This window comes from Desulfoluna sp. CYM3A, from assembly GCF_056829965.1.
Genome location: NZ_CP186556.1, coordinates 5,608,024 through 5,627,352, shown reverse-complemented (window position 1 = coordinate 5,627,352; position 19,329 = coordinate 5,608,024). Strand labels below are relative to the sequence as shown.

General features: G+C 59.1%; 14 protein-coding genes and 3 pseudogenes. 12 read left to right on the top strand and 5 right to left on the bottom strand.

Going from position 1 to position 19,329, the window contains the following annotated elements; all coding sequences use genetic code 11:
• Positions 1-60: 60 nt before the first annotated feature.
• From ribA to ACOYW1_RS28345, 4 genes and pseudogenes are all read left to right on the top strand, one after another.
• Positions 61-1,282, top strand: a pseudogene (gene ribA, locus ACOYW1_RS28360) (GTP cyclohydrolase II).
• Positions 1,283-1,385: 103 nt separating this feature from the next.
• Positions 1,386-1,865: a 6,7-dimethyl-8-ribityllumazine synthase gene (gene ribH / locus ACOYW1_RS28355; protein WP_482420621.1), complete on the top strand. Its 480-nt coding sequence runs from the start codon at positions 1,386-1,388 to the stop codon at positions 1,863-1,865.
• Entirely contained in the window at positions 1,866-2,267 is a 402-nt protein-coding gene (nusB, locus tag ACOYW1_RS28350; RefSeq protein ID WP_482420620.1) for a transcription antitermination factor NusB, read from the top strand. It begins immediately after the preceding gene.
• 21 nt (positions 2,268-2,288) lie between these two features.
• Positions 2,289-2,918, top strand: coding sequence for an MBL fold metallo-hydrolase (locus tag ACOYW1_RS28345; protein WP_482420619.1), 630 nt, complete (start codon positions 2,289-2,291; stop codon positions 2,916-2,918).
• A 134-nt stretch (positions 2,919-3,052) separates the two neighbouring features.
• Here the strand turns inward: ACOYW1_RS28345 and ACOYW1_RS28340 are convergent, their stop codons facing one another.
• Positions 3,053-3,262 carry a rubredoxin gene (locus ACOYW1_RS28340; RefSeq protein WP_482418710.1) on the bottom strand — a complete coding sequence of 70 codons (210 nt, stop codon included), beginning with the start codon at positions 3,260-3,262 and terminating at the stop codon, positions 3,053-3,055.
• A 154-nt stretch (positions 3,263-3,416) separates the two neighbouring features.
• Positions 3,417-3,815, bottom strand: coding sequence for a hypothetical protein (locus ACOYW1_RS28335; protein ID WP_482418709.1), 399 nt, complete (start codon positions 3,813-3,815; stop codon positions 3,417-3,419).
• Between the two features lie 590 nt (positions 3,816-4,405).
• Between ACOYW1_RS28335 and ispG the strand changes: the two genes are divergently transcribed.
• From ispG to ACOYW1_RS28320, 3 genes and pseudogenes are all read left to right on the top strand, one after another.
• Positions 4,406-5,482 (top strand): flavodoxin-dependent (E)-4-hydroxy-3-methylbut-2-enyl-diphosphate synthase, encoded by a 1,077-nt coding sequence (ispG, locus tag ACOYW1_RS28330; RefSeq protein WP_180138487.1) that lies wholly within the window; start codon positions 4,406-4,408, stop codon positions 5,480-5,482.
• Between the two features lie 72 nt (positions 5,483-5,554).
• A pseudogene (proS, locus tag ACOYW1_RS28325) lies at positions 5,555-7,068 on the top strand (proline--tRNA ligase).
• Between the two features lie 194 nt (positions 7,069-7,262).
• The gene (locus ACOYW1_RS28320; protein WP_482420618.1) at positions 7,263-9,404 is read left to right on the top strand and encodes a RelA/SpoT family protein; all 2,142 of its coding nucleotides are present in this window, start codon (positions 7,263-7,265) and stop codon (positions 9,402-9,404) included.
• 231 nt (positions 9,405-9,635) lie between these two features.
• Here the strand turns inward: ACOYW1_RS28320 and ACOYW1_RS28315 are convergent, their stop codons facing one another.
• The 3 genes from ACOYW1_RS28315 to ACOYW1_RS28305 all read right to left on the bottom strand — a co-directional run bounded on the left by ACOYW1_RS28315 (position 9,636) and on the right by ACOYW1_RS28305 (position 13,911).
• Positions 9,636-11,138: an HD-GYP domain-containing protein gene (locus ACOYW1_RS28315; protein ID WP_482420617.1), complete on the bottom strand. Its 1,503-nt coding sequence runs from the start codon at positions 11,136-11,138 to the stop codon at positions 9,636-9,638.
• Positions 11,139-11,556: 418 nt separating this feature from the next.
• A complete protein-coding gene (locus ACOYW1_RS28310) occupies positions 11,557-12,240 on the bottom strand; it encodes a S1 family peptidase (RefSeq protein ID WP_482420616.1) in 684 nt (227 codons plus the stop codon).
• Positions 12,241-12,261: 21 nt separating this feature from the next.
• The gene (locus tag ACOYW1_RS28305; RefSeq protein ID WP_482420615.1) at positions 12,262-13,911 is read right to left on the bottom strand and encodes a BCCT family transporter; all 1,650 of its coding nucleotides are present in this window, start codon (positions 13,909-13,911) and stop codon (positions 12,262-12,264) included.
• Positions 13,912-14,749: 838 nt separating this feature from the next.
• Between ACOYW1_RS28305 and ACOYW1_RS28300 the strand changes: the two genes are divergently transcribed.
• The 5 genes and pseudogenes from ACOYW1_RS28300 (at position 14,750) to ACOYW1_RS28280 (ending at position 19,137) form a co-directional block, all read left to right on the top strand.
• Positions 14,750-15,568, top strand: a complete 819-nt coding sequence (locus tag ACOYW1_RS28300) for an acyl-CoA dehydrogenase family protein (RefSeq protein ID WP_482420614.1) — start codon at positions 14,750-14,752, stop codon at positions 15,566-15,568.
• A 56-nt stretch (positions 15,569-15,624) separates the two neighbouring features.
• A complete protein-coding gene (locus ACOYW1_RS28295; protein WP_482420613.1) occupies positions 15,625-15,891 on the top strand; it encodes an acyl-CoA dehydrogenase family protein in 267 nt (88 codons plus the stop codon).
• A gap of 267 nt (positions 15,892-16,158) precedes the next feature.
• Entirely contained in the window at positions 16,159-16,944 is a 786-nt protein-coding gene (locus ACOYW1_RS28290) for an acyl-CoA dehydrogenase family protein (protein WP_482420612.1), read from the top strand.
• A 471-nt stretch (positions 16,945-17,415) separates the two neighbouring features.
• A complete protein-coding gene (locus ACOYW1_RS28285) occupies positions 17,416-17,847 on the top strand; it encodes a carboxyl transferase domain-containing protein (protein ID WP_482420611.1) in 432 nt (143 codons plus the stop codon).
• 77 nt (positions 17,848-17,924) lie between these two features.
• Positions 17,925-19,137: pseudogene (locus tag ACOYW1_RS28280) on the top strand (acyl-CoA carboxylase subunit beta).
• The last annotated feature ends 192 nt before the right edge of the window (positions 19,138-19,329 follow it).

The following is a 19,329-nucleotide window of genomic DNA, read 5'->3' as shown; positions in this document are numbered from 1 at the left end:
AAAGGGACCGATGCGGGTCCCTTTATATAGTGAGAGCAAGAGGAGTAAGAGGAGTCTGATATGCCCGTTATATCCATCGAAGAAGCCATTGAAGAGATTCGCGCAGGTCGCATGGTCATCCTGGCCGATGACGAAGACCGTGAAAACGAAGGAGACCTGACCATGGCCGCCGAGGCGGTCACTCCCGAGGCCATCAACTTCATGGCCAAATACGACATGCGCTCGATCCGCCTGCCCATGTCCTCGGCAACTGCTACTACCTGGACCTGCCCATGATGGTGGACGACAACACCAGCCAGTTCGGCACCGGGTTCACCGTCTCCATCGAAGCCAAAAAAGGGGTCACCACCGGCATCTCCGCCGCGGACCGCGCCACCACCATCCTGACGGCCGTGGCCGATGAGACCAAGGCGGCCGACATTGCCCGCCCGGGCCACATCTTCCCCTTACGCGCCCGTGACGGCGGGGTCATGGTCCGCGTGGGCCAGACCGAAGGGTCCGTGGACCTGGCGCGCCTTGCCGGTCTCAAGCCCGCCGCCGTTATCTGCGAGATGATCAGCCCACGACGGCACCATGGCCCGCATGCCCTCCCTGGAGGAGTTCAGCAAGGAGCACGGCATCGGCATCTGCACCGTGGCGGACCTGGTGGAGTACCGCATGAAGAAGGAGTCCTTCGTCAAGCGGGCCGCCGAGACCGCCACCACCGCCATCTCCTGGTGGTGGACTTCAAGATCATCGCCGTTAACGACTGGTACAACCACCCACATCGCCAACTGCCAAGGGGAGATCAACCCGGAGGAGCCCGTCCTCGTACGCGTCCACTCCGAGTGCATGACCGGCGATATCTTCGGGTCCATGAAGTGCGACTGCGGCGATCAGCTCCAGCGCGCCATGGCCCGCATCAACGACGAAGGCTCAGGGGTCATCCTCTACCTTCGCCAGGAAGGCCGCGGCATCGGCCTGGTGAACAAGCTGAAAGCTTACGAGCTCCAGCGCCAGGGCTACGACACCGTGGAGGCCAACGAAAAGCTCGGCTTCAAGGCAGACCTGAGGGATTACGGCATCGGCGCCCAGATGCTCGCCGACATCGGCGTGCGCAAAATGCGTCTCATGACCAACAACCCCAAGAAGATGGTTCAGAAGGACGGCACCTCCCGTTGTGGAGCAGGTGCCCATTGAGGTGCACACCAACGTCTACAACCAGGGCTACCTGACCTGCAAGAAGCTGAAGATGGGCCACACCCTGAACATCGAGCCCAAAAAAGACTCCCACAACATGTAGGGAGTCCCCAAGGACAACAAACCCGGAGCGGTCGGCTTGCCGGTCGCTCCTGTTTTCACATTTTAGACTGACACCTATAAACCAATAGGGAAAGGGACTCACCATGCCCAATATCATCCAGTCCAGCCTGACCTCCGAAGGCAAAAAATTTGCCATCGTCGTAAGCCGTTTCAACGACTTCATCACCGAACGCCTTGTGGGCGGTGCCGTGGACGCCCTGACGCGCAGCGGCACAAAAGATGAGGACATCGACATCATCAAGGTCCCCGGTGCCTTTGAGATTCCCCTGCTGGCCCAGAAAGCCGTGCAGACCGAAAAATACGATGCCGTCATCTGCCTGGGTGCCGTCATCCGCGGGGCCACTCCCCACTTTGACTACGTCTGCGCCGAAGTATCCAAGGGCGTGGCCCATGTCAGCCTGGAAGCCAACATCCCCGTCATCTTCGGGGTCGTCACCACCGATACCATCGAGCAGGCCATTGAACGGGCCGGCACAAAAGCCGGGAACAAAGGCTTTGACTGTGCCCTGTCTGCCATCGAAATGGCCAACCTCATGACCGTCATGGATGAAGGACAGAAGTAAATGGGAGTAAGACGAGGCGCACGGGAGCTTGCGTTGCAGGCTCTCTTTTTTGCGGATATAAAGCCCCAGGCCCGCCGCGACGCGCAGCTCTTTCGGGACAACTACATCACCGACGAGGCGTATCTGCCCTTTTTCGATACCCTCACCGAAGGTGTTCTGGACAACCTGGAAGAGATCGACGCCGCCATCGCAAACCGATCCAAGAACTGGAAGGTCTACCGCATGTCTTCCGTGGATCGCAATGCCTTGCGGGTCGGGGTGTTTGAGATCATGTTCCTTGAAGATGTCCCGGACAAGGTAGCCATCAACGAGGCCATTGAGATCGGCAAACACTTTGGAACCGCAGAGTCGGGCGCCTTTATCAACGGTATCCTCGATGCCGTGTCCGCTGACAAAAGCTAAACTCTTTAGGAGGACCCGACCTTGTTGATCACAGACCTTGTTGTGGGACCCATCGGTGCAAACTGCATCATCCTCGGATGCGAAACCACCCGCGAAGCAGTGGTTATCGACCCCGGCGACGACGCCTCACGTATCTTGAAGGCCCTGGCCGATGAAAAGCTCACCGTTAAAGCCATCATCAACACCCACGGCCACTTTGACCATGTGGGGGCCAACAAGCGCCTGAAAGAGGCCACGGGCGCCGATCTCATGATCCATGAAGCCGACGCGTCCATGCTCCAGGAGCTCTCGGTGACGGCCATGGCCTTCGGGCTCAAGGCGGAAAACTCGCCCCCGGCCGACCGTCTCCTCACCGACGGGGACACCATCACCTTCGGCAACAAGACCCTGGCGGTCCTCCACACACCGGGCCATACCCCCGGCGGGATCACCTTGTACTGCAAGGACGAGAAGGCGGCCTTTGCTGGGGACACTCCATCGGAAGAACCGACCTCCCCGGCGGCAACTACGCCACCCTCATCGCCAGCATCAAGGAGCAGCTCTTTTCCCTGCCCGATGATACCGTGGTCTACACCGGCCACGGCCCCAAGACCACCATCGGCACCGAAAAGCAGTACAACCCCTTTCTCAAGTAGAAGGGGGCGGGCATGACGCCCTAACTCCGGTACCAAATCAAAACGGGCCGTATCCCATCCAAAAAAAGATGGGATACGGCCCGTTTTTTTTCAGGCGTCACAGCGGTAACGATTCAGCTCAAACAAGCCTCCGGCGGCTCGCCTGCCTCCCTACCCCTCCTCTTCCGCCACCGAGCCGGGACCTGCCAGGGGCCGGAAGCTCTTTTTGGAAGCCTGGCAGAACGGACAGGCCCAGTCATCGGGCAGATCCTTAAACGCGGTGCCGGGCGGGGTGTTGGTTTTGGGTTCCCCTTTGTCGGGGTCGTACACATAACCGCAGTTGTGGACCTGGCATTGATACATGTCTTTGAGTGAAGCCATGGAAGCACCTCCTGAAAGGATTGACGAGGGGTCGACACCACAAATCATGTCGGGCTGCTGTCTGGACCAACGAAAGGATACTACGGCATAGCCTACCAAGTTTTTTGGTATTGTTCCAAGATGTTTTGGCGAGTACTGGTTATCCGCCCCCGGCTTAAACAAACGCTCCCAGCTGACATGCCCGGATCTTGACCCCCGTCTTTTCGCACGCCCCGGCCAGAAGGGCCCGGGAGAGACCGTCCTCCTTTGCCTTGGCAAAAATTTCCCTGCAGGTGACATGCCCCTTTGCCTCGGCGCTTTCGTCCAGCCATGCCGCCACCTCATCAGAGATGACCTCGGGGATCTGGATCCGCTTCTGCTTGCCGGGCCCAAACCCGAAGAGCCCCAGCTGGCAGGTCTCTATACGAATTTCGAGTTCATCAAGGCATGACCCGGCCTCCCCGGGGGTCACACCACAGCGCAGGGCCGTGGACAAGGCCAGGGCACAGCTGATGCGCCCCTGCCTTGCAGCCCCCTTCAACTCCTTGACTACCTGGTCTTTTGACACTGCCATTGCGCTACCTCCCCGTACACAGATCGTTCCTCGGTTAATTTACCCCAAGCCCCCATAAAACGGGCCTTTTCCACACCTCATTTCCCTTGCCATGGGCTGTGCTGTTCTGATACTCTTTTCCAACATTTACCGTAACGGCTCCCGCCAAAAACAACGCACTCCACTCATCCCGACCGGCAGGTGGCATCCACGCTCCGGTGGTGACCATCGTCTCCAAGACCATGGTCACGGGCACCGCCCCGTGGCGCACGGGATGTTTGCCTGTTTTTCCGTGTCGTTACATAAAGGAAGACCCCCGGATGCATCCCACGGGTCGCGCCCCGCGGAGCAAGTCGCCGCCGGACAAGGCGGCAACCCCGTGAATCAAGTGATCTGTTTGTTACATTTCCGGGAGCCCGACGTTCAGACATGCATCACGACGAGAGGGAACCGTCTGGTTTGCCCACAGCCCGTCTGATACAATAACAGTTGGAAGGCGCTTTCGCCAAGCCCCACGGCACCGCGCCGGGGTGAGTCTGCCCCGGCCCGCAACGGCCCACCCTGCCGAAGCCGTATGGCACCGACCCCTTCCGACGAAAGAGATACGACCCATGTCCCTGGTTCAGACACGAAAAAAAACACGAACCCTCCGTGTCGGAGGGGTGGCCGTGGGCGGTGACGCCCCCATCTCGGTGCAGTCCATGACCAACACCCGCACCGAAGACATCAAGGCCACCGTGGCCCAGATCCACCGCCTGCAAGAGGCGGGGTGCGAGATCGTCCGGGTGGCGGTCCCCGGCATGGAGGCGGCCGAAGCCATCGCCGCCATCAAAAAAGAGATCGCCATTCCCCTCATCGCAGACATCCACTTCGACCATCGGCTGGCCATTGCCGCCGCTGAAAACGGGGCCGATGCCCTGCGCATCAACCCGGGGAACATCGGCAGCCGGGAAAAGGTCGTCAAGGTGGTCACCTGCGCCAAGGAGCGCGGCTTGCCCATCCGCATCGGGGTCAACGCCGGGTCCCTCTCCCAGGAAATCCTGGACCGGTTCGACGGGGTCACCCCCGAGGCCATGGTGGCCAGCGCCATGGAGAACATCCGGATCCTTGAGGAGCTCGACTTTTTCGACATCAAGATCTCCCTCAAGGCGTCGGACGTCACCCGCACCGTGGAGGCCTACCGCCTCCTCTCCGGCCAGGTGGACTATCCCCTGCACGTGGGGGTTACCGAAGCGGGCTCCCTGTTTCCCGGGGTGGTCAAATCGTCCATCGGCATCGGCATGCTCCTCTCCGAGGGCATCGGGGACACCATCCGCGTCTCCCTTACACGGGACCCGGTGGAGGAGATCCGCGTAGGCCAGGAGATCTTAAAATCCCTGGAGCTCCGGCGCTTCGGCCCGGAGATTGTCTCCTGCCCCACCTGCGGCCGCTGCAACATCGACCTGTTCTCCATCGTGGAACAGGTGGAACAGGCCCTCATCGGCCGAAAGACTCCCATCAAGATCGCCATCATGGGATGCGTGGTCAACGGCCCAGGAGAAGCCCGGGAAGCCGACATCGGCGTGGCGGGCGGCCATGGCATCGGGATTCTGTTCAAAAAGGGACAGGTGGTGAAAAAATTCCCCGAAGATCAGTTGGTGGAGGTGCTCCTGGCCGCTATCGATGATTTTGAAAAAAACAAAGCTTAACGACTCAACAGCCCATACAGAAACGATCACGGCCTGCATTAAAAACCGGCCGATATACCCATGAGGACGACAATGGCAAAAAAGGTACAGACAGCGATTACCCCCACCCGAACCGAAGACTACCCCCAGTGGTACCAGCAGGTGGTCAAGGCCTCCGACATGGCCGAAAGCTCCCCTGTGCGCGGGTGCATGGTGATCAAGCCCTGGGGCTATGCCCTCTGGGAAAACATCCAGAAGTCCATGGACGCCAAATTCAAAAAAACCGGTGTGCGAAACGCCTACTTTCCCCTCTTCATCCCCTTGAGCTTCCTTGAAAAAGAGGCCGAGCACGTGGAAGGCTTTGCCAAGGAGTGCGCCGTGGTGACCCACCACCGCCTTGAAGCAGGGCCCGAAGGGGGCCTGGTGCCCGCCGGGGAGCTCGCCGAGCCCCTCATCGTGCGCCCCACCTCCGAGACCATCATCGGGGACTCTTTTGCCAAGTGGATCACCAGCTACAGGGACCTTCCCGTCCTCATCAACCAGTGGGCCAACGTGGTGCGCTGGGAGATGCGCACACGGACCTTCCTGCGCACCAGCGAGTTCCTCTGGCAGGAGGGGCACACCGCCCACGCCACCTCTGAAGAAGCGATTTCCCGCACTGAACAGATGCTGGAGGTCTACGCCAATTTTGCTGAAGAGTACCTCGCCATGCCGGTGATCAGGGGCCGCAAATCCGACTCCGAGCGTTTCCCCGGCGCCGTGGACACCCTCTGCATCGAAGCCATGATGCAGGACCGAAAAGCCCTTCAGGCTGGGACCTCCCACTTCCTCGGCCAGAACTTCGCCAAGGGATCGGGCATCACCTTCCAGAGCGCCGACGAGAAAGAAGAGTACGCCTGGACCACCTCCTGGGGCACCTCCACCCGCCTCATCGGCGGCATGATCATGACCCTCTGACCACGACTACGCCCCCCCGCATCGCCCCGGCGACATCGGGGTCTTCTTCCTCCATCTTCCGCAAGCCTGAAGAGAAAGAGGAGGTGCTGGCCTACACCAGAAAGCTTGCCGAAGAGCTCTCCCAGGTGACCTACCACGGCCGCGCCATCGAGGTGGAAGTGGACGAGCGCGAGATCGGCGGCGCCCGAGGCTGGGACTGGATCAAAAAGGGCATCCCCGTCCGCGCCGAGATCGGGCCCCGCGACATGAAAGAGGACTCGGTGTTCATGGCACGCCGGGACCTTTCCCCCAAAGAGAAGCGCGGGGTCAAGCGCGAAGAGCTTCTGGCCACCCTGCCCGCCATCCTGGACGAGATCCAGCAGGCCCTTTTCGACCGGGCCCTGGCCCACCGGGAAGCCAACACCCGTCCCGTGGACGACAAAGAGGCATTCTACGCCTGGTTTACCCCGGAAAATGAAGAGAAGCCCGAAATCCACGGCGGATTTGCCCTCTCCCACTGGTGCGGGGACGGTGCCTGTGAAGAGAAGATCAAAACCGACCTGAAGGTCACCATCCGATGCATCCCCTTTGAAGGCGACGAGGAAGAGGGAACCTGCATCTGCTGCGGCAAGTCCAGCAAAAAACGGGTGATCTTCGCCAAGGCATACTAATGAATACCCCAAAGGGGCCGACACATCCGGTGACGGCCCCTTTGGTTTTTGTTTGATGTCAACGTAACGATACGGTTTTTCTTTAAAACGTTGCGCTCTAACGCGTCGCGTTATCAAAGACTGAGTCGTTACATGTTAAAAAAACCTTAACGTAAAAAATGGCCCCGGGGCCACGTGGTGAGGCAGCAGTACCGATGATCCGTATAAACGATATCCTGGACAGAATCATAGAAATCCATCCCGATGCCGACCTGGACATCGTGGAAAGGGCTTACATCTTTTCCGCGCGCGTCCACGACGGCCAGACACGCCTGTCCGGAGAGCCCTACCTCACCCACCCCCTGGAAGTGGCCTACATCCTGGCCGACATGAAACTCGACGTGGAGAGCGTGGCTGCCGCCCTGCTCCACGACGTGGTTGAAGACACCCACGCCACCGAAGAGGAGATCGCCCAGTACTTCGGCACCGGGGTGTGCCATATCGTGGCCGGGGTCACCAAACTCAGCAAGCTCAGCTTTGCCACCTCCCAGCAGCGCCAGGCCGAAAGCATCCGTAAGATGATCCTGGCCATGGCCAACGACATCCGCGTCATCCTCATCAAGCTGGCCGACCGCCTCCACAACATGCGCACCCTGAAGTTCCACAAGCGCGAGGAGAAAAAGCGGCAGATCGCCAAGGAGACCATGGACCTTTACGTGCCCATCGCCTCCCGCCTGGGGATCTACTGGCTCAAACAGGAGCTGGAGGACATTGCCTTTGAAACCCTGCAACCCGAAGAGTACAAAAAAATCAGGGAACAGGTAAAAGACGATCAGCTGTCCCAGGAAGAGGTGGTCTCCTCCACCAAAAACCGCATCAAGGAGCTCATGGAGGACGCAGGGCTCCACGGCCAGGTCATGGGACGCTACAAGCAGCTCTACAGCATCCACCACAAAATGGTCTCCCAGCAGCTCACCTTTGATGAGATCTACGACCTCGTGGCCTTCCGCATCATCCTGGACACCATCCCCCAGTGCTACACGGCCTTGGGGATCATCCACAGCACCTGGAACCCCATCTCCGGAAAATTCAAAGACTACATCGGCGTGCCCAAGCCCAACATGTATCAGTCCCTCCACACCACGGTGGTGGGGCCCGGGGGGCACCGCATCGAGGTGCAGATCCGCACCAAGGAGATGGACAAAGTCGCCAAATCCGGCATCGCCGCCCACTGGTCCTACAAAGAGGGCAAGGTGGCCGACGAGAAACTGGGGGAAGCCTACGCCTGGGTCCAGGACCTGGTGGAGAACCAGGAAAACGTCAAAAACCCCGGCGAGTTCATGGAGAACGTCCGCATCGACCTCTTCCAGGACGAGGTGTACGTCTTCAGCCCCAAGGGGGAGATAAAAACCCTGCCCAAGGGCGCCACCCCCATCGACTTTGCCTACGCCATCCACACCGAAGTGGGCAACCAGTGCAGCGGCGCCAAGGTCAACGGCCGCCTGGTCTCCCTCACCTATGAGCTCCAGACCGGTGACGCCGTGGAGATCATCATCACCAAGGGCAACACCCCCAGCAAGGACTGGATCGGCTTTGTAAAAACCGTAAAAGCCCGCGCCAGGATCCGGCATTTCATCCGCTCCGAGGAGAAAGAGCACAGCGTGGCCCTTGGCAAGGACCTGCTGGAAAAAGAGTTCAGGAAGCACGGCCTCAACTTCAACAAGCTCTCGGCCACGCCGGAGATGGAAGAGGCCGCCGCCGCCTTCGGCTTCAAGGGCGCCTCCTCCCTCGTGGAAAACGTGGGCTACGGCAAGGTGACCCCCCGCCAGGTGGCAAACCGCTTCCTTCCCCAGGAGAGCAAGCAGGACAAGCCCGAACACTCCCTCTTCCACCGGCTCATGGGCCAGTACAAAGAGGGGGATGCCGTCATCGTCAAGGGCATCGACAACATCCTCATCCGCCTGGGCAAATGCTGCAACCCCGTCCCCGGGGACGAGATCACCGGCTACGTTACCCAGGGCCAGGGCATCACCATCCACCGCAGCAACTGCACCAATGCCCTCACCATGAGCCCGGAACGCTGCGTGGACGTCACCTGGGCCAGCGAAACCCAGGAGAGTCTTCCCGTCAGCATCCTCGTGCGATCCCAGGACCAGGTGGGCCTGCTTGCCAAGATCACCTCGGCCATCAGCGACAGCCGCGCCAACATCGTGGACCTGGTCATGAGCCGCCAGGACCAGGGCGGCTACGAATGCACCTTTACCCTCAACGTCAGCAACACCGATCAGATCAAAAAGGTCATCCAGAACATCAAGCGCATCCGCTCCGTCCGAGAGGTGCGACGCATCGGCGACTGATGTGCCTTGGGCGGCCCTGCCGGAGGCTAAACGTTTAAAAAAGTTTAATGAACGGGTTTTTAAAAATTCTTTTAATAAATTTTTACTTTAAAGGCGGATGTGATTTGACCCGAGGAGCGAGGGGCAAAACACATCCGCAACCTGCTTTCAAGGTGGCACACCTTGCCGCCGGAGGCTGTTTTTTTTTTGAGCTGAATAGTTACCTCACTTTAAACCCTGCGTCAGTAGTTGTCACCCCGCCCGAAGCACCTCGTCCTCCCCGGCCTTGTCCTCAAAACAGCCTGCAATCTCCACAAATCGGTGTTCACAGGCCACAAAGGCATCCACCACAGCGGGATCGAAATGGGTCCCCCGGCCCTCCAGGATAATCTTGCGAGCCTCTTCATGGGGACAGGCCTCCTTGTAGACCCTTTGGGACCGCAGGGCGTCGTAGACATCGGCCAGGGCCATGAGCCTTGCCGAAAGGGGGATGTCCGAACCCGCAAGTCCCCGGGGGTACCCGCTGCCATCCCACTTCTCATGGTGACTTCCCGGATGCCAGGGCACAGGCCAGAAACGAGGATGCTGGCGCCGGGTTCCCATCTTCAGCTCAGCCCGCCGGATCGCCTCCTCCCCCTTGAGGGTATGGAGCTTCATCACGGCAAACTCCTCTTTGGTCAGGGGACCCGTTTTCAAAAGAATCGCGTCTGGCACCCCCACCTTTCCGATGTCATGGAGGGGAGCGGTCTTGTAGAGAAGATCCACCACCGAAGGGGGCAGCACCCCGCCGTAGGCAGGCACCTGTGCCAGGGTCTCTGCCAGGAGCTTCACGTAATGCTGAGTTCGCCGGATATGGGAGCCGGTTTCGTTGTCCCGGGTCTCGGCCAGGGAGGCCATGCTGTTGATGATCACGTCCCGCAGCCGCTCTACCATGAGGTTCTGCTCTTTAAGCCCTGCGATCATCCGGTTTGTGTAGCTGGCAATAACCCCGAGCTCGTTGTTGAAGGCCACAGGCACCCGGGTGTCGAAATCACCGGCGGACACCGCCCTGAGGGTTCGGGTCTCTTCCTCCAGAAACAGGTGAATGTTCCGGGCATAGGTCATGACGATGTTGGCCGTGTACCCCATAAGAATGGTGATGATAAAGGCCTGGTTGAAAAAGACCGACTTCCTGTCCTCAGCCGTCATGATGTGGCTGTCCAGCCAGCAAAAATCATTGAAATAGACGACAATCATGGTAACGGTCACCGCCGTAAGAGAGGCCACCGTCACCAGCACCAGCTTTCTGGACACGGAGACAAAGTGACCCGATGTGGTAAAAAGCCCCCGCCCGATCTTCATGGCCAGTCGACGGTTGTGGATCAACCCCAGGTCCGCCCCGACAAAAAAGCCCAGGCTCAAAAAGCCGGTGATCACCTCAACCGAACTCCTCGTCCCGCCACCCCACCAGATGTCCAACAACACGCTGACGAGAAGCCCCACCAGGCCCAAAAGCGCCACATCCAGAAATAAGAGCCCGGCCACCTGCAGCCGGGGAGGCGTGATACAAAACACGAAACGACTGAGACACCACCTTGCCCCGCGCATCAAAATCAATGCAATGCCCATTAAGAGAAACCATGGCACCTCCGGCACCGATGCAACCATGGGACAGATCCCAATTCCGTAGCCTCCCATGACGGCAAGGACCAGCATATAATGAACCGAGGCCCGCGGGTCGTACTCCTGGCTCTCGGCAACGGTATTGCAACGCATGTAAACAAACTCCCGGAGGATTGCTGAGGTTCAGCTCAAAGCAACTTCCGACGTAAAAATGATGCCGAATCGCTATAGAGCCATTCAACCCTGATCGCATGGGGACCGCGTCCCCCCCCCAGGGTAAACGTCAAGCCGCACCCGTCATGATGCAGGGAACATTTTCACCCGGGATCTGACGTGTGATATACCTGCCCATTCCCACTGTCAACATCTGTTGACAAATCATGGACAATCTGCGCCAGACCAGAGCCCTACCGGTCGTAAAAAAAATAAAACCGGGAGCATAACCATCCACGCGGGGCCTTGGCAGCCACACGTCCATATGCACCCGGCAATGCACGTCACGCACAAAAAAAACGCCCTCGGTTCTCACCGAAGGCGTTTTCATGTTTCTCAACAGATCACATCAGATTCGTCAGGAGACCTCGAGCCCCTTTTGTTCCATCAAGGCCAGGCCGTACTCAATGGAGACGGCATAGCTGATCTGGGTGTGGTACCCCGAAGGCCGACTGCCCCGGGCAAAATCACCCCCGTCTTCAACCGGGGAAAATCGCCCGATGACCACCCCGATAACCCGGCCGTCATCGGCATTCACCAGGGGGCCTCCGGCCACGCCGTCAAACACCATGGTGTCGAAAAGCAAAAGCCGCTTTCCGTTCCTGGAGCACACCTTGGAACTCAGAATCGCACTCTGGGCCACGAGGTTGTGCATTTCGTCGTGGCCGAAGGGAAACCCGAGGCTGAGAAGGCTGGTGCCTATAATCAGGTTCTCGGTGGTCCCCCCAAGGTGGTCCGGGGTCCGGATACGCAGGTTTCGATCGATCTCCAAAAGCGCCACATTGTGGACCGTGTCCGCAGCCGCCACCGAGACGCTCATGGCCGACACCCGGTCCAGGCTGATGGGCATGAAATCGTCCGGGTTGCTCGTGGGAACCACCATCAAGCCTTCGGGGTCCTCCTCAATGAGGTGGGCTGCCGTCAGCAGGTACCCGTCGTCGTGCATGAGAAAGGCCGTCCCCAAAAACACAACGGAGCTCTCCTTCTTCCGCACCAGCATCATGCACCCGCCTGCAAATTTCTGACTCACATCCTGTAACATCGCTTATCCTCCTTTTGCAGATCAGGCGCTCTTCTTACGCGCAAACACAACGTGGGGCGCCTCGGCACCCTCGATCTCAAACTCTTCGCCCTTCTTTTTCCCGGTCTTCACGCTGAAGGTCTGGACCCCGATGTACTCGTTGAGCCCTTTCTTCAGGCTCACGCACATGATGATCAGGACAATGCCGAAGGGAAGGCCCGTGGTGATTACCGCAGACTGCAGGGCGGCCAGGCCGCCGCAGAGCAGCAGGGTCGCCGCCACCACCCCTTCCAGGATGGCCCAGAAAAGACGCTGGGGAATGGGGGGATCCGGGTTACCGCCGGCGGTGATGATGTCGATGACCATGGACCCCGAATCCGACGAGGTCACGAAAAAGCTCACCACCACGAGAACCCCCAGCACACAGGAGATGCCGGATAAAGGAAAGTGCTCAAGAAGGACAAACAAAGAGACCGGCACGTTCTTGGCCACAGCCTCGGCAATGCCGCCACCACCGAACATCTCGATGAACAGCGCGGAGTTCCCGAACACCGTCAGCCACACAAAGGTGACAAAGGCCGGAATGCAGAGGACCCCCATGATAAACTCACGGACGGTACGCCCCTTGGAGACTCGGGCGATAAACATCCCCACAAAGGGAGACCAGGCAATCCACCACCCCCAGTAAAAGACGGTCCAGCCGTTCTGCCAGTTGGTGTTCTCAAAGGTTTCGCTCCAGGTGGCCAGCTTGGGAAAGTTCTGAATGTAGGATCCGATGTTTTCGAGGAGACCGTTGAAAATAAAGAGCGTGGGACCGCACACCAGAACAAAGAGCAACAGCCCCGTGGCCAGCCAAACATTGAGCTCCGAGAGCCTTCGGATACCCGCATCCAGCCCCTTCACCACAGACGTCGTTGCAATGGCCGTAATCCCTGCGATGAGCCATAGCTGGGTGGTGGCACTCTGCTCCCACCCGAAAAGGTGGGCCAGACCGGCGTTGATCTGCTGAACACCGAACCCCAGGGACGACGCCACACCAAAAAGGGTGGCCACCGTGGCCAGAATGTCGATGAGTGACTGCTTCAGAGCTGTGGGGCATCCCGAGAGAAGGGGGTAAAACACCGCGCGGATGGAGAGGGGAAGCCCTTTGTTAAAGCTGAAAAAGGCCAGGGCCAGCCCCACGATGGAGTAGACGGCCCAGGGGTGGAATCCCCAGTGGAGAAAGGTGATGGCCATGGCGGTTCGCGCCGCTTCCGTGGGGCCATCTGAAGGAAACGGGCTGGCACCGAAGTGGTACATGGGCTCTGCCACCCCGTAAAAAAGAAGGCCGATGCCCATGCCCGCGGAAAAGAGCATGGAAAACCAGCTGAGGGTGCTGAAATCAGGTTCGGCGTCTTCCCCCCCGAGCCGAATATCTCCGTACCGGCTGAACATCAGGTAGAGGGCAAAAAAGAGAATGATGTTCATGGTCCAGACAAAAAACCAGCCTGCATTGGAGGAAATCGCCGACTGAAGCGGCCCAAAAAAATCGCCGACCTTCTGATGAAAAAAAATGGTGAACACCACAAAGCCAACAATAATGGCTGCTGAGGTGAAAAAAACCTGGGGATGGACATCAAAGCGGGGAGACGCGCCCGAAGGCGCAGAAGAGGCATCGGAAGCCCCCTGAGGGTTTAACTCGCTGTCTGTCATAAGAAAAATCCACTGAGTGTTTCAAGAAACCCGAAGGGCGATGAAGATCCCTGGCCGCCGACCCTATTCTAACAGGGCCTTCAGAGCATCATGAAACCCTGCAGCACACCCGAGGAAATCAAGCCATAAACCTGATTTCCTCGGGTGTTGCTGCCGGAAAGCTGCCGTGCGGGTCCCATGCAAAATATGCCTGCAGATCCTTCTCGCCTCTCCGGAACAACCGGAATCCGCCCCACGGGCATTAAGGACAACCTTACCGGGGGCCGGGAAAACATGCGGGATGATCACTCACTTCATACCTTACACGAGCAGCATACCACCCGAAATTTAAAATACTAAGAAAGCAATAAAGCAACAATTTGTTTTCAAATAACTTTTCAAAACTTGGTCACGCATAAAAAGCGAGGCAAAGTCAGTCATCTCGCAAAAACCGGAACAGGCTAACATAAATAAAGGGACTTTAAAACCCTTGTAATTATGATGCTAACAGCGCCCCATCCCCGCCTTATGGCGCAGACGTACGCCCATCAAGGGAATCTCGCTATACACGTAACCCTCTGTTTCACAGTTTTAAATTTTCGGACAACGGGACATTTGCAACACAAGGATTCCTAATATTAGATGGGAATTCAGCGCCACACCGTATTCGGCCTGCCGCCCCTGAAAATCTCGCGTGATACCCGACCCTTGCCCCGGATCTCCCCACTCTTTTCTTGACTTTTGACATGAATTATATTTTTATTCTGAATATTATTCAATTCTGGAATTGCGTTTTATCCAAGCTTCCCGCCGGCCCTGCCTTTTCGCCGGATCCATCCATCCCACCCCTGGAGGCCTTATGGAATTCGCGTTTACCAAAGATCAACTGATGTTCAAAAAAGAGGTGATCCGATTTGCCCGGAAAGAGATCGTCCCACGGGTTGAAGAGAACGATCGCAACCACACCTTCGACTTTGACGCCTTTCGGAAAATGGGAGAATTCGGCCTTCTGGGCCTCCACCTCCCGGAAACCTACGGAGGCTCCGGCGCCGACGTGGTCACCACGGTGCTGGCTGGAGAAGCCCTGGGAGAAGCAGGAGTGGACGGAGGGCTCACCCTCCTCTCCTACGGCGCCCACTCATTCCTCTGCGCCGACACCCTCTGCTGCCACGGCACCGAAGCCCAGAGGCAGAGATACCTGCCGGACCTCATCTCCGGCGCAAAAATCGGCTGCATGGGGCTCACCGAACCCAGCGCCGGCTCCGACGTCGCCTCCATGAAAACCACGGCCACCAGAAAGGGCGACACCTATGTGTTGAACGGCAGCAAAACCTTCATCACCAACGGCCCTGATTGCCCGACGCCGGCCCTCATCTACGCCAAAACCGACCCGACCAAAGCCCACGACGGCATCTCCGCATTCATCGTGGAAAAAGGCACCCCCGGCTTTGAGGCAGGCCCTCCCATGAACAAACTGGGCTGCAGAAGCTCCCAGACATCGGAACTCTTCTTCTCGGACTGCGCCATCCCTGCAAAAAACCTGGTAGGCACCGAAGGCACGGGCTTTCTCATGGCCATGCAGACCGTAGAGTGGGACCGCAGCGCCCTGCTCTCCCCCATGGTGGGCGGCATCAACCACGCCCTTGCCCGCTCCGTGGCCTACGCCAAAGGACGGTAAGGAGTCCGGGTGCCCCTCATCGGCGCGTTCTACGCCACCAAGAGAAACTCGCCTCCATGAAGATTTTTGCTGTAGCGGCCAACTTGTCTACCGCATCGCCTGGTGCAAGGGAACAGGGCAAGCCCGTCAACCACCTGGAAGCAGCCGTGGCCAAACTCTTTGTGGGGGACTGGCTCCTGGGCCCAAGCAACGATGCCCTCCTGCTCCACGGCGGATACGGCTACTGCCACGAGTACGGCATGGAACGCATCTTCAGGGACGGACGCCTCGCCCCCATCGGCGGCGGCACCTCCGATGTCCAAAACGCACCCTCGATGATATAGGGGGACCTGCCCATGAATTTCGACCACACCCGGGAATAAATGCTAACCTGTTCCTCTCCCTTGAAACCATCCTCGGCACCCACCCCGACGAGCACCCGAAAGCCCTCATCGACCTGCTCTCGGACACCGGCTACACCACCCTGGACGCCCCCGGCCTCTCCACGGCCCTTCCCTGTGCACACGAACGCCTGGCCCGAAGCCTAACCCCACCGCCTACCGCACGATTGAATACGGCCTGCGCATTCCAGCGCCCCCTTCCAGAGCGGTTTGGCCAAAAATCCTGGCACGACAGACTGGCGGACCCTGTCCAAAACGGAACGTCTTGGCCACCGAGCCCTTCCACACCCCTCCGGTGCCGAAGGCCTCACCGGAACATCCCACAAAAACGAGACCCTCATATCCGGTACCTTAACGGGCATCCCCGGCGCCGACATCGCCGACCTTATCGTGGCCGCAGGCACCGTGGACGAAGCCCCGGCCCTTTTTCTCATCGAACACGGAACCCCGGACATCTCCCTCACCCGGGGAGCCACCGGCCTGTTTACCTTAACGGCCCGCGGCGCAAGCCTTGCCCATACCCACGTATCCGTCCTTGAGCCAAGCGCCCCCATGGCCCCCCTTCTCACCCTCCTGAAAACCCAGCTCCAGGCATCCGAAGCCACCGGCCACGCCGCTGCCCTCTTCGAGCAGGCCAAAAAAGCGGCCAAAACCAAACCCGACGGTGGCAAGCCCCCCATCGCACGCCAGGAAGTGGGCTTCACCTTGGCCACCATGTACACCCTGCTCCAGACCAGCCGCCTCATGAACGCCAACGCCTCAGCCCTCATCGCCACCGAAGAGAGCGACGCCGCCATGGCCGCCCACTGCGCCCGGGTCTTCTGCAGCGACGCCGCCGAAGAGATCGTCTCCTCCGCCCTCTCCGTCATGGGCGAACAAGGCTTTGAAAAAGGAGGCCCCGCCGACCGCCTGGCAACCATTCAGGCCCTGCGCGTGGAAGGCGCCTCCGTGGGCCAGACCAAAGAGGCCATCGGCAACATGCTGCTGAAATATTAACGGGATAAAACGCTTCGGCGGCCAGGCTGGGCACCTGGAAACCCATGGCGAATGCATGGAGGCAGCCAGGTAAAAATGCCTCCGGCGGCCCTGCCCTGGGGCCAAGCTTTTGAAGCTCTGCACAAACAGGTTTTGAAGTTTCCCGACTCCTTTGGAGATAGGCCGGTTTAAGCCAAATAGTCAACGAGTTACGATAACGGCTAATTTTAGCCCTTTAAGGCTTGTTGCATCGCTCTATACAAACCACCAACACAGACGTTTGGGTGAAGCCCGAGCCCAAGGCCCTTGTGCTCTAGACCGAGGAACGAGGGACAAAGTGCAAGGGCAATCAGCTTTCGAGGTGTTTTTCGTGATAGTGGCTTCGCCACCCTCGCCGCCGGAGGACAGGCTCTTCCTTGCACTTTAACCATAGAAGGCACGCTTTTGTTTTTTTCCTGTGCCCTAAAAAATGATTCCAAATACGGAGGATATATGGCTGTTATCAGATCTGCGGTGGATACGACGTCTGAGACCTACCGGAAGAATGTGGAGGCGATGTCCGAGCGGGTAGGTATGTTGAAGGAACGGCTCAAGGAGGCACGGGAGGCCCGGTCGGACAAGGCAAAATCCCGGCTGGCCCAGCAGAACAAGCTGTCGGTGCGGGAACGCCTCGACCTTCTCTTGGACCGCAACACGCCTTTTTTGGTGGAGTTGGGAGCCCTGGAGGTGGACGGCCAGTATGACGGCAAGGTCCACGGAGCGGGCAGCGTCATGGGCATCGGGGTAATTCACGGCCGGGAGGTGATGGTCCACGCCAACGACCCAACCATCAAGGGGGGTACGGTCTATCCCATGGGGGGTGAAAAATACCTTCGGCGCCAGGTGTGGCCATGGAGACCGCCTGCCCACGGTCTACCTCATTGATCGGCGGCCTCTGACCCCTGCAGTCCGAGGTGTTTCCCGATATCGACGACGGAGGCCGGGTCTTCTACAACCAGGCCATGATGTCCAAGATGGGAATCCCCCAGATCACCTCGGTCATGGGCCTCTGCACGGCCGGTGGCCGATATCCCGGCCATGAGCGACGAGGTGGTCCATGTAAAGGGCACCGGCGCCGACCTCCCTGGCTATGCCCTGGTCAAGGCCGCCACCGGCGAAGAGGTCACCGCCGAAGAGCTGGGCGGGGCCGACCTCCACTGCCGGGAGTCCGGGGTCTCGGACTACCAGGCCCAGGACGATGCCCAGGCCCTTGCCATGGTGCGCGAGTCCGTCCGCCAGCTTCCCGGAAACGGCAAAAGCACCATGCCCATGGCCGAGCCCACCGAGCCCCTCTACGACCCCGAAGAGCTCTACGGCATCGTCAGCCATGAGCTGAAAATACCCTACGACGTCCGGGAGATCATCGCCCGCCTCGTGGACGGCAGCGACTTCCACGAGTTCAAGCCCCTCTACGGCCCCACCCTGGTGTGCGGCTTCGCCCATATCCACGGCTACCCCGTAGGCATCCTGGGCAACAACGGCATTCTCTTCTCCGAGAGCGCCCTCAAGGCCACCCAGTTCATCCAGCTCTGCGACCGGCGCGGCACCCCCCTGGTCTTCCTCCAGAACATCAACGGCTACATCATCGGCAAAGCCTACGAGGCCCAGGGCATCACCAAGGACGGCCACAAGATGGTCAACGCCGTGGCCACCGCCTCGGTGCCCAAGTTCACCGTCATGGTGGGCGCCTCCTTCGGCGCCGGAAACTACGGCATGTGCGGCAGGGCCTACAGCCCCCGACTCCTCTGGACCTGGCCCTGCCACGAGATCGGTGTCATGGGCGGAGAGCAGGCCGCAGACGTCCTTGTCACCGTCAAAAACGACCAACTCACTCGGGAAGGGCAGCCCCCCTCTTCACCGACGAGATGGTCGATCAAATCAAGGTCCCGGTCATGGACGCTGCCCGAAAGGAAGGTGACGCCTACTACAGCACCTCCCACCTCTGGGACGACGGCATCATTGACCCCAAAGACACCCGCACCGTCCTGGCCCTCTCCATCTCCGCAGCCCTCAATGCCCCCCTGCGCGACGACAAAGAGGGGTTTGGAGTATTTCGCATGTAAGGGGAAAAGCCTCCGGCGGCGAGGTGTGCCACCTCGAAAGCGGGTGGCGAATGCTCCCGACCCTCGTTCCTCGGGTCGATCACATTCGCTGACGGGCTGCGCCCGTGGGTAAAGAGACTGAGAAACAAAACGTATCGAAAACGCTAAAACGGCCTTAAAAAAAGTAAGAGACCTCACCAAAGGCACCAATATTAAGTCCTATTTGCGGCAAAAATATAACACCGTGACCACACTCTTACGAAGCTTGTGAGTCAGCCCGCATAAACCATCGGCGTTTATGTCGGGCGAAGCCCGAGCCGAAGGC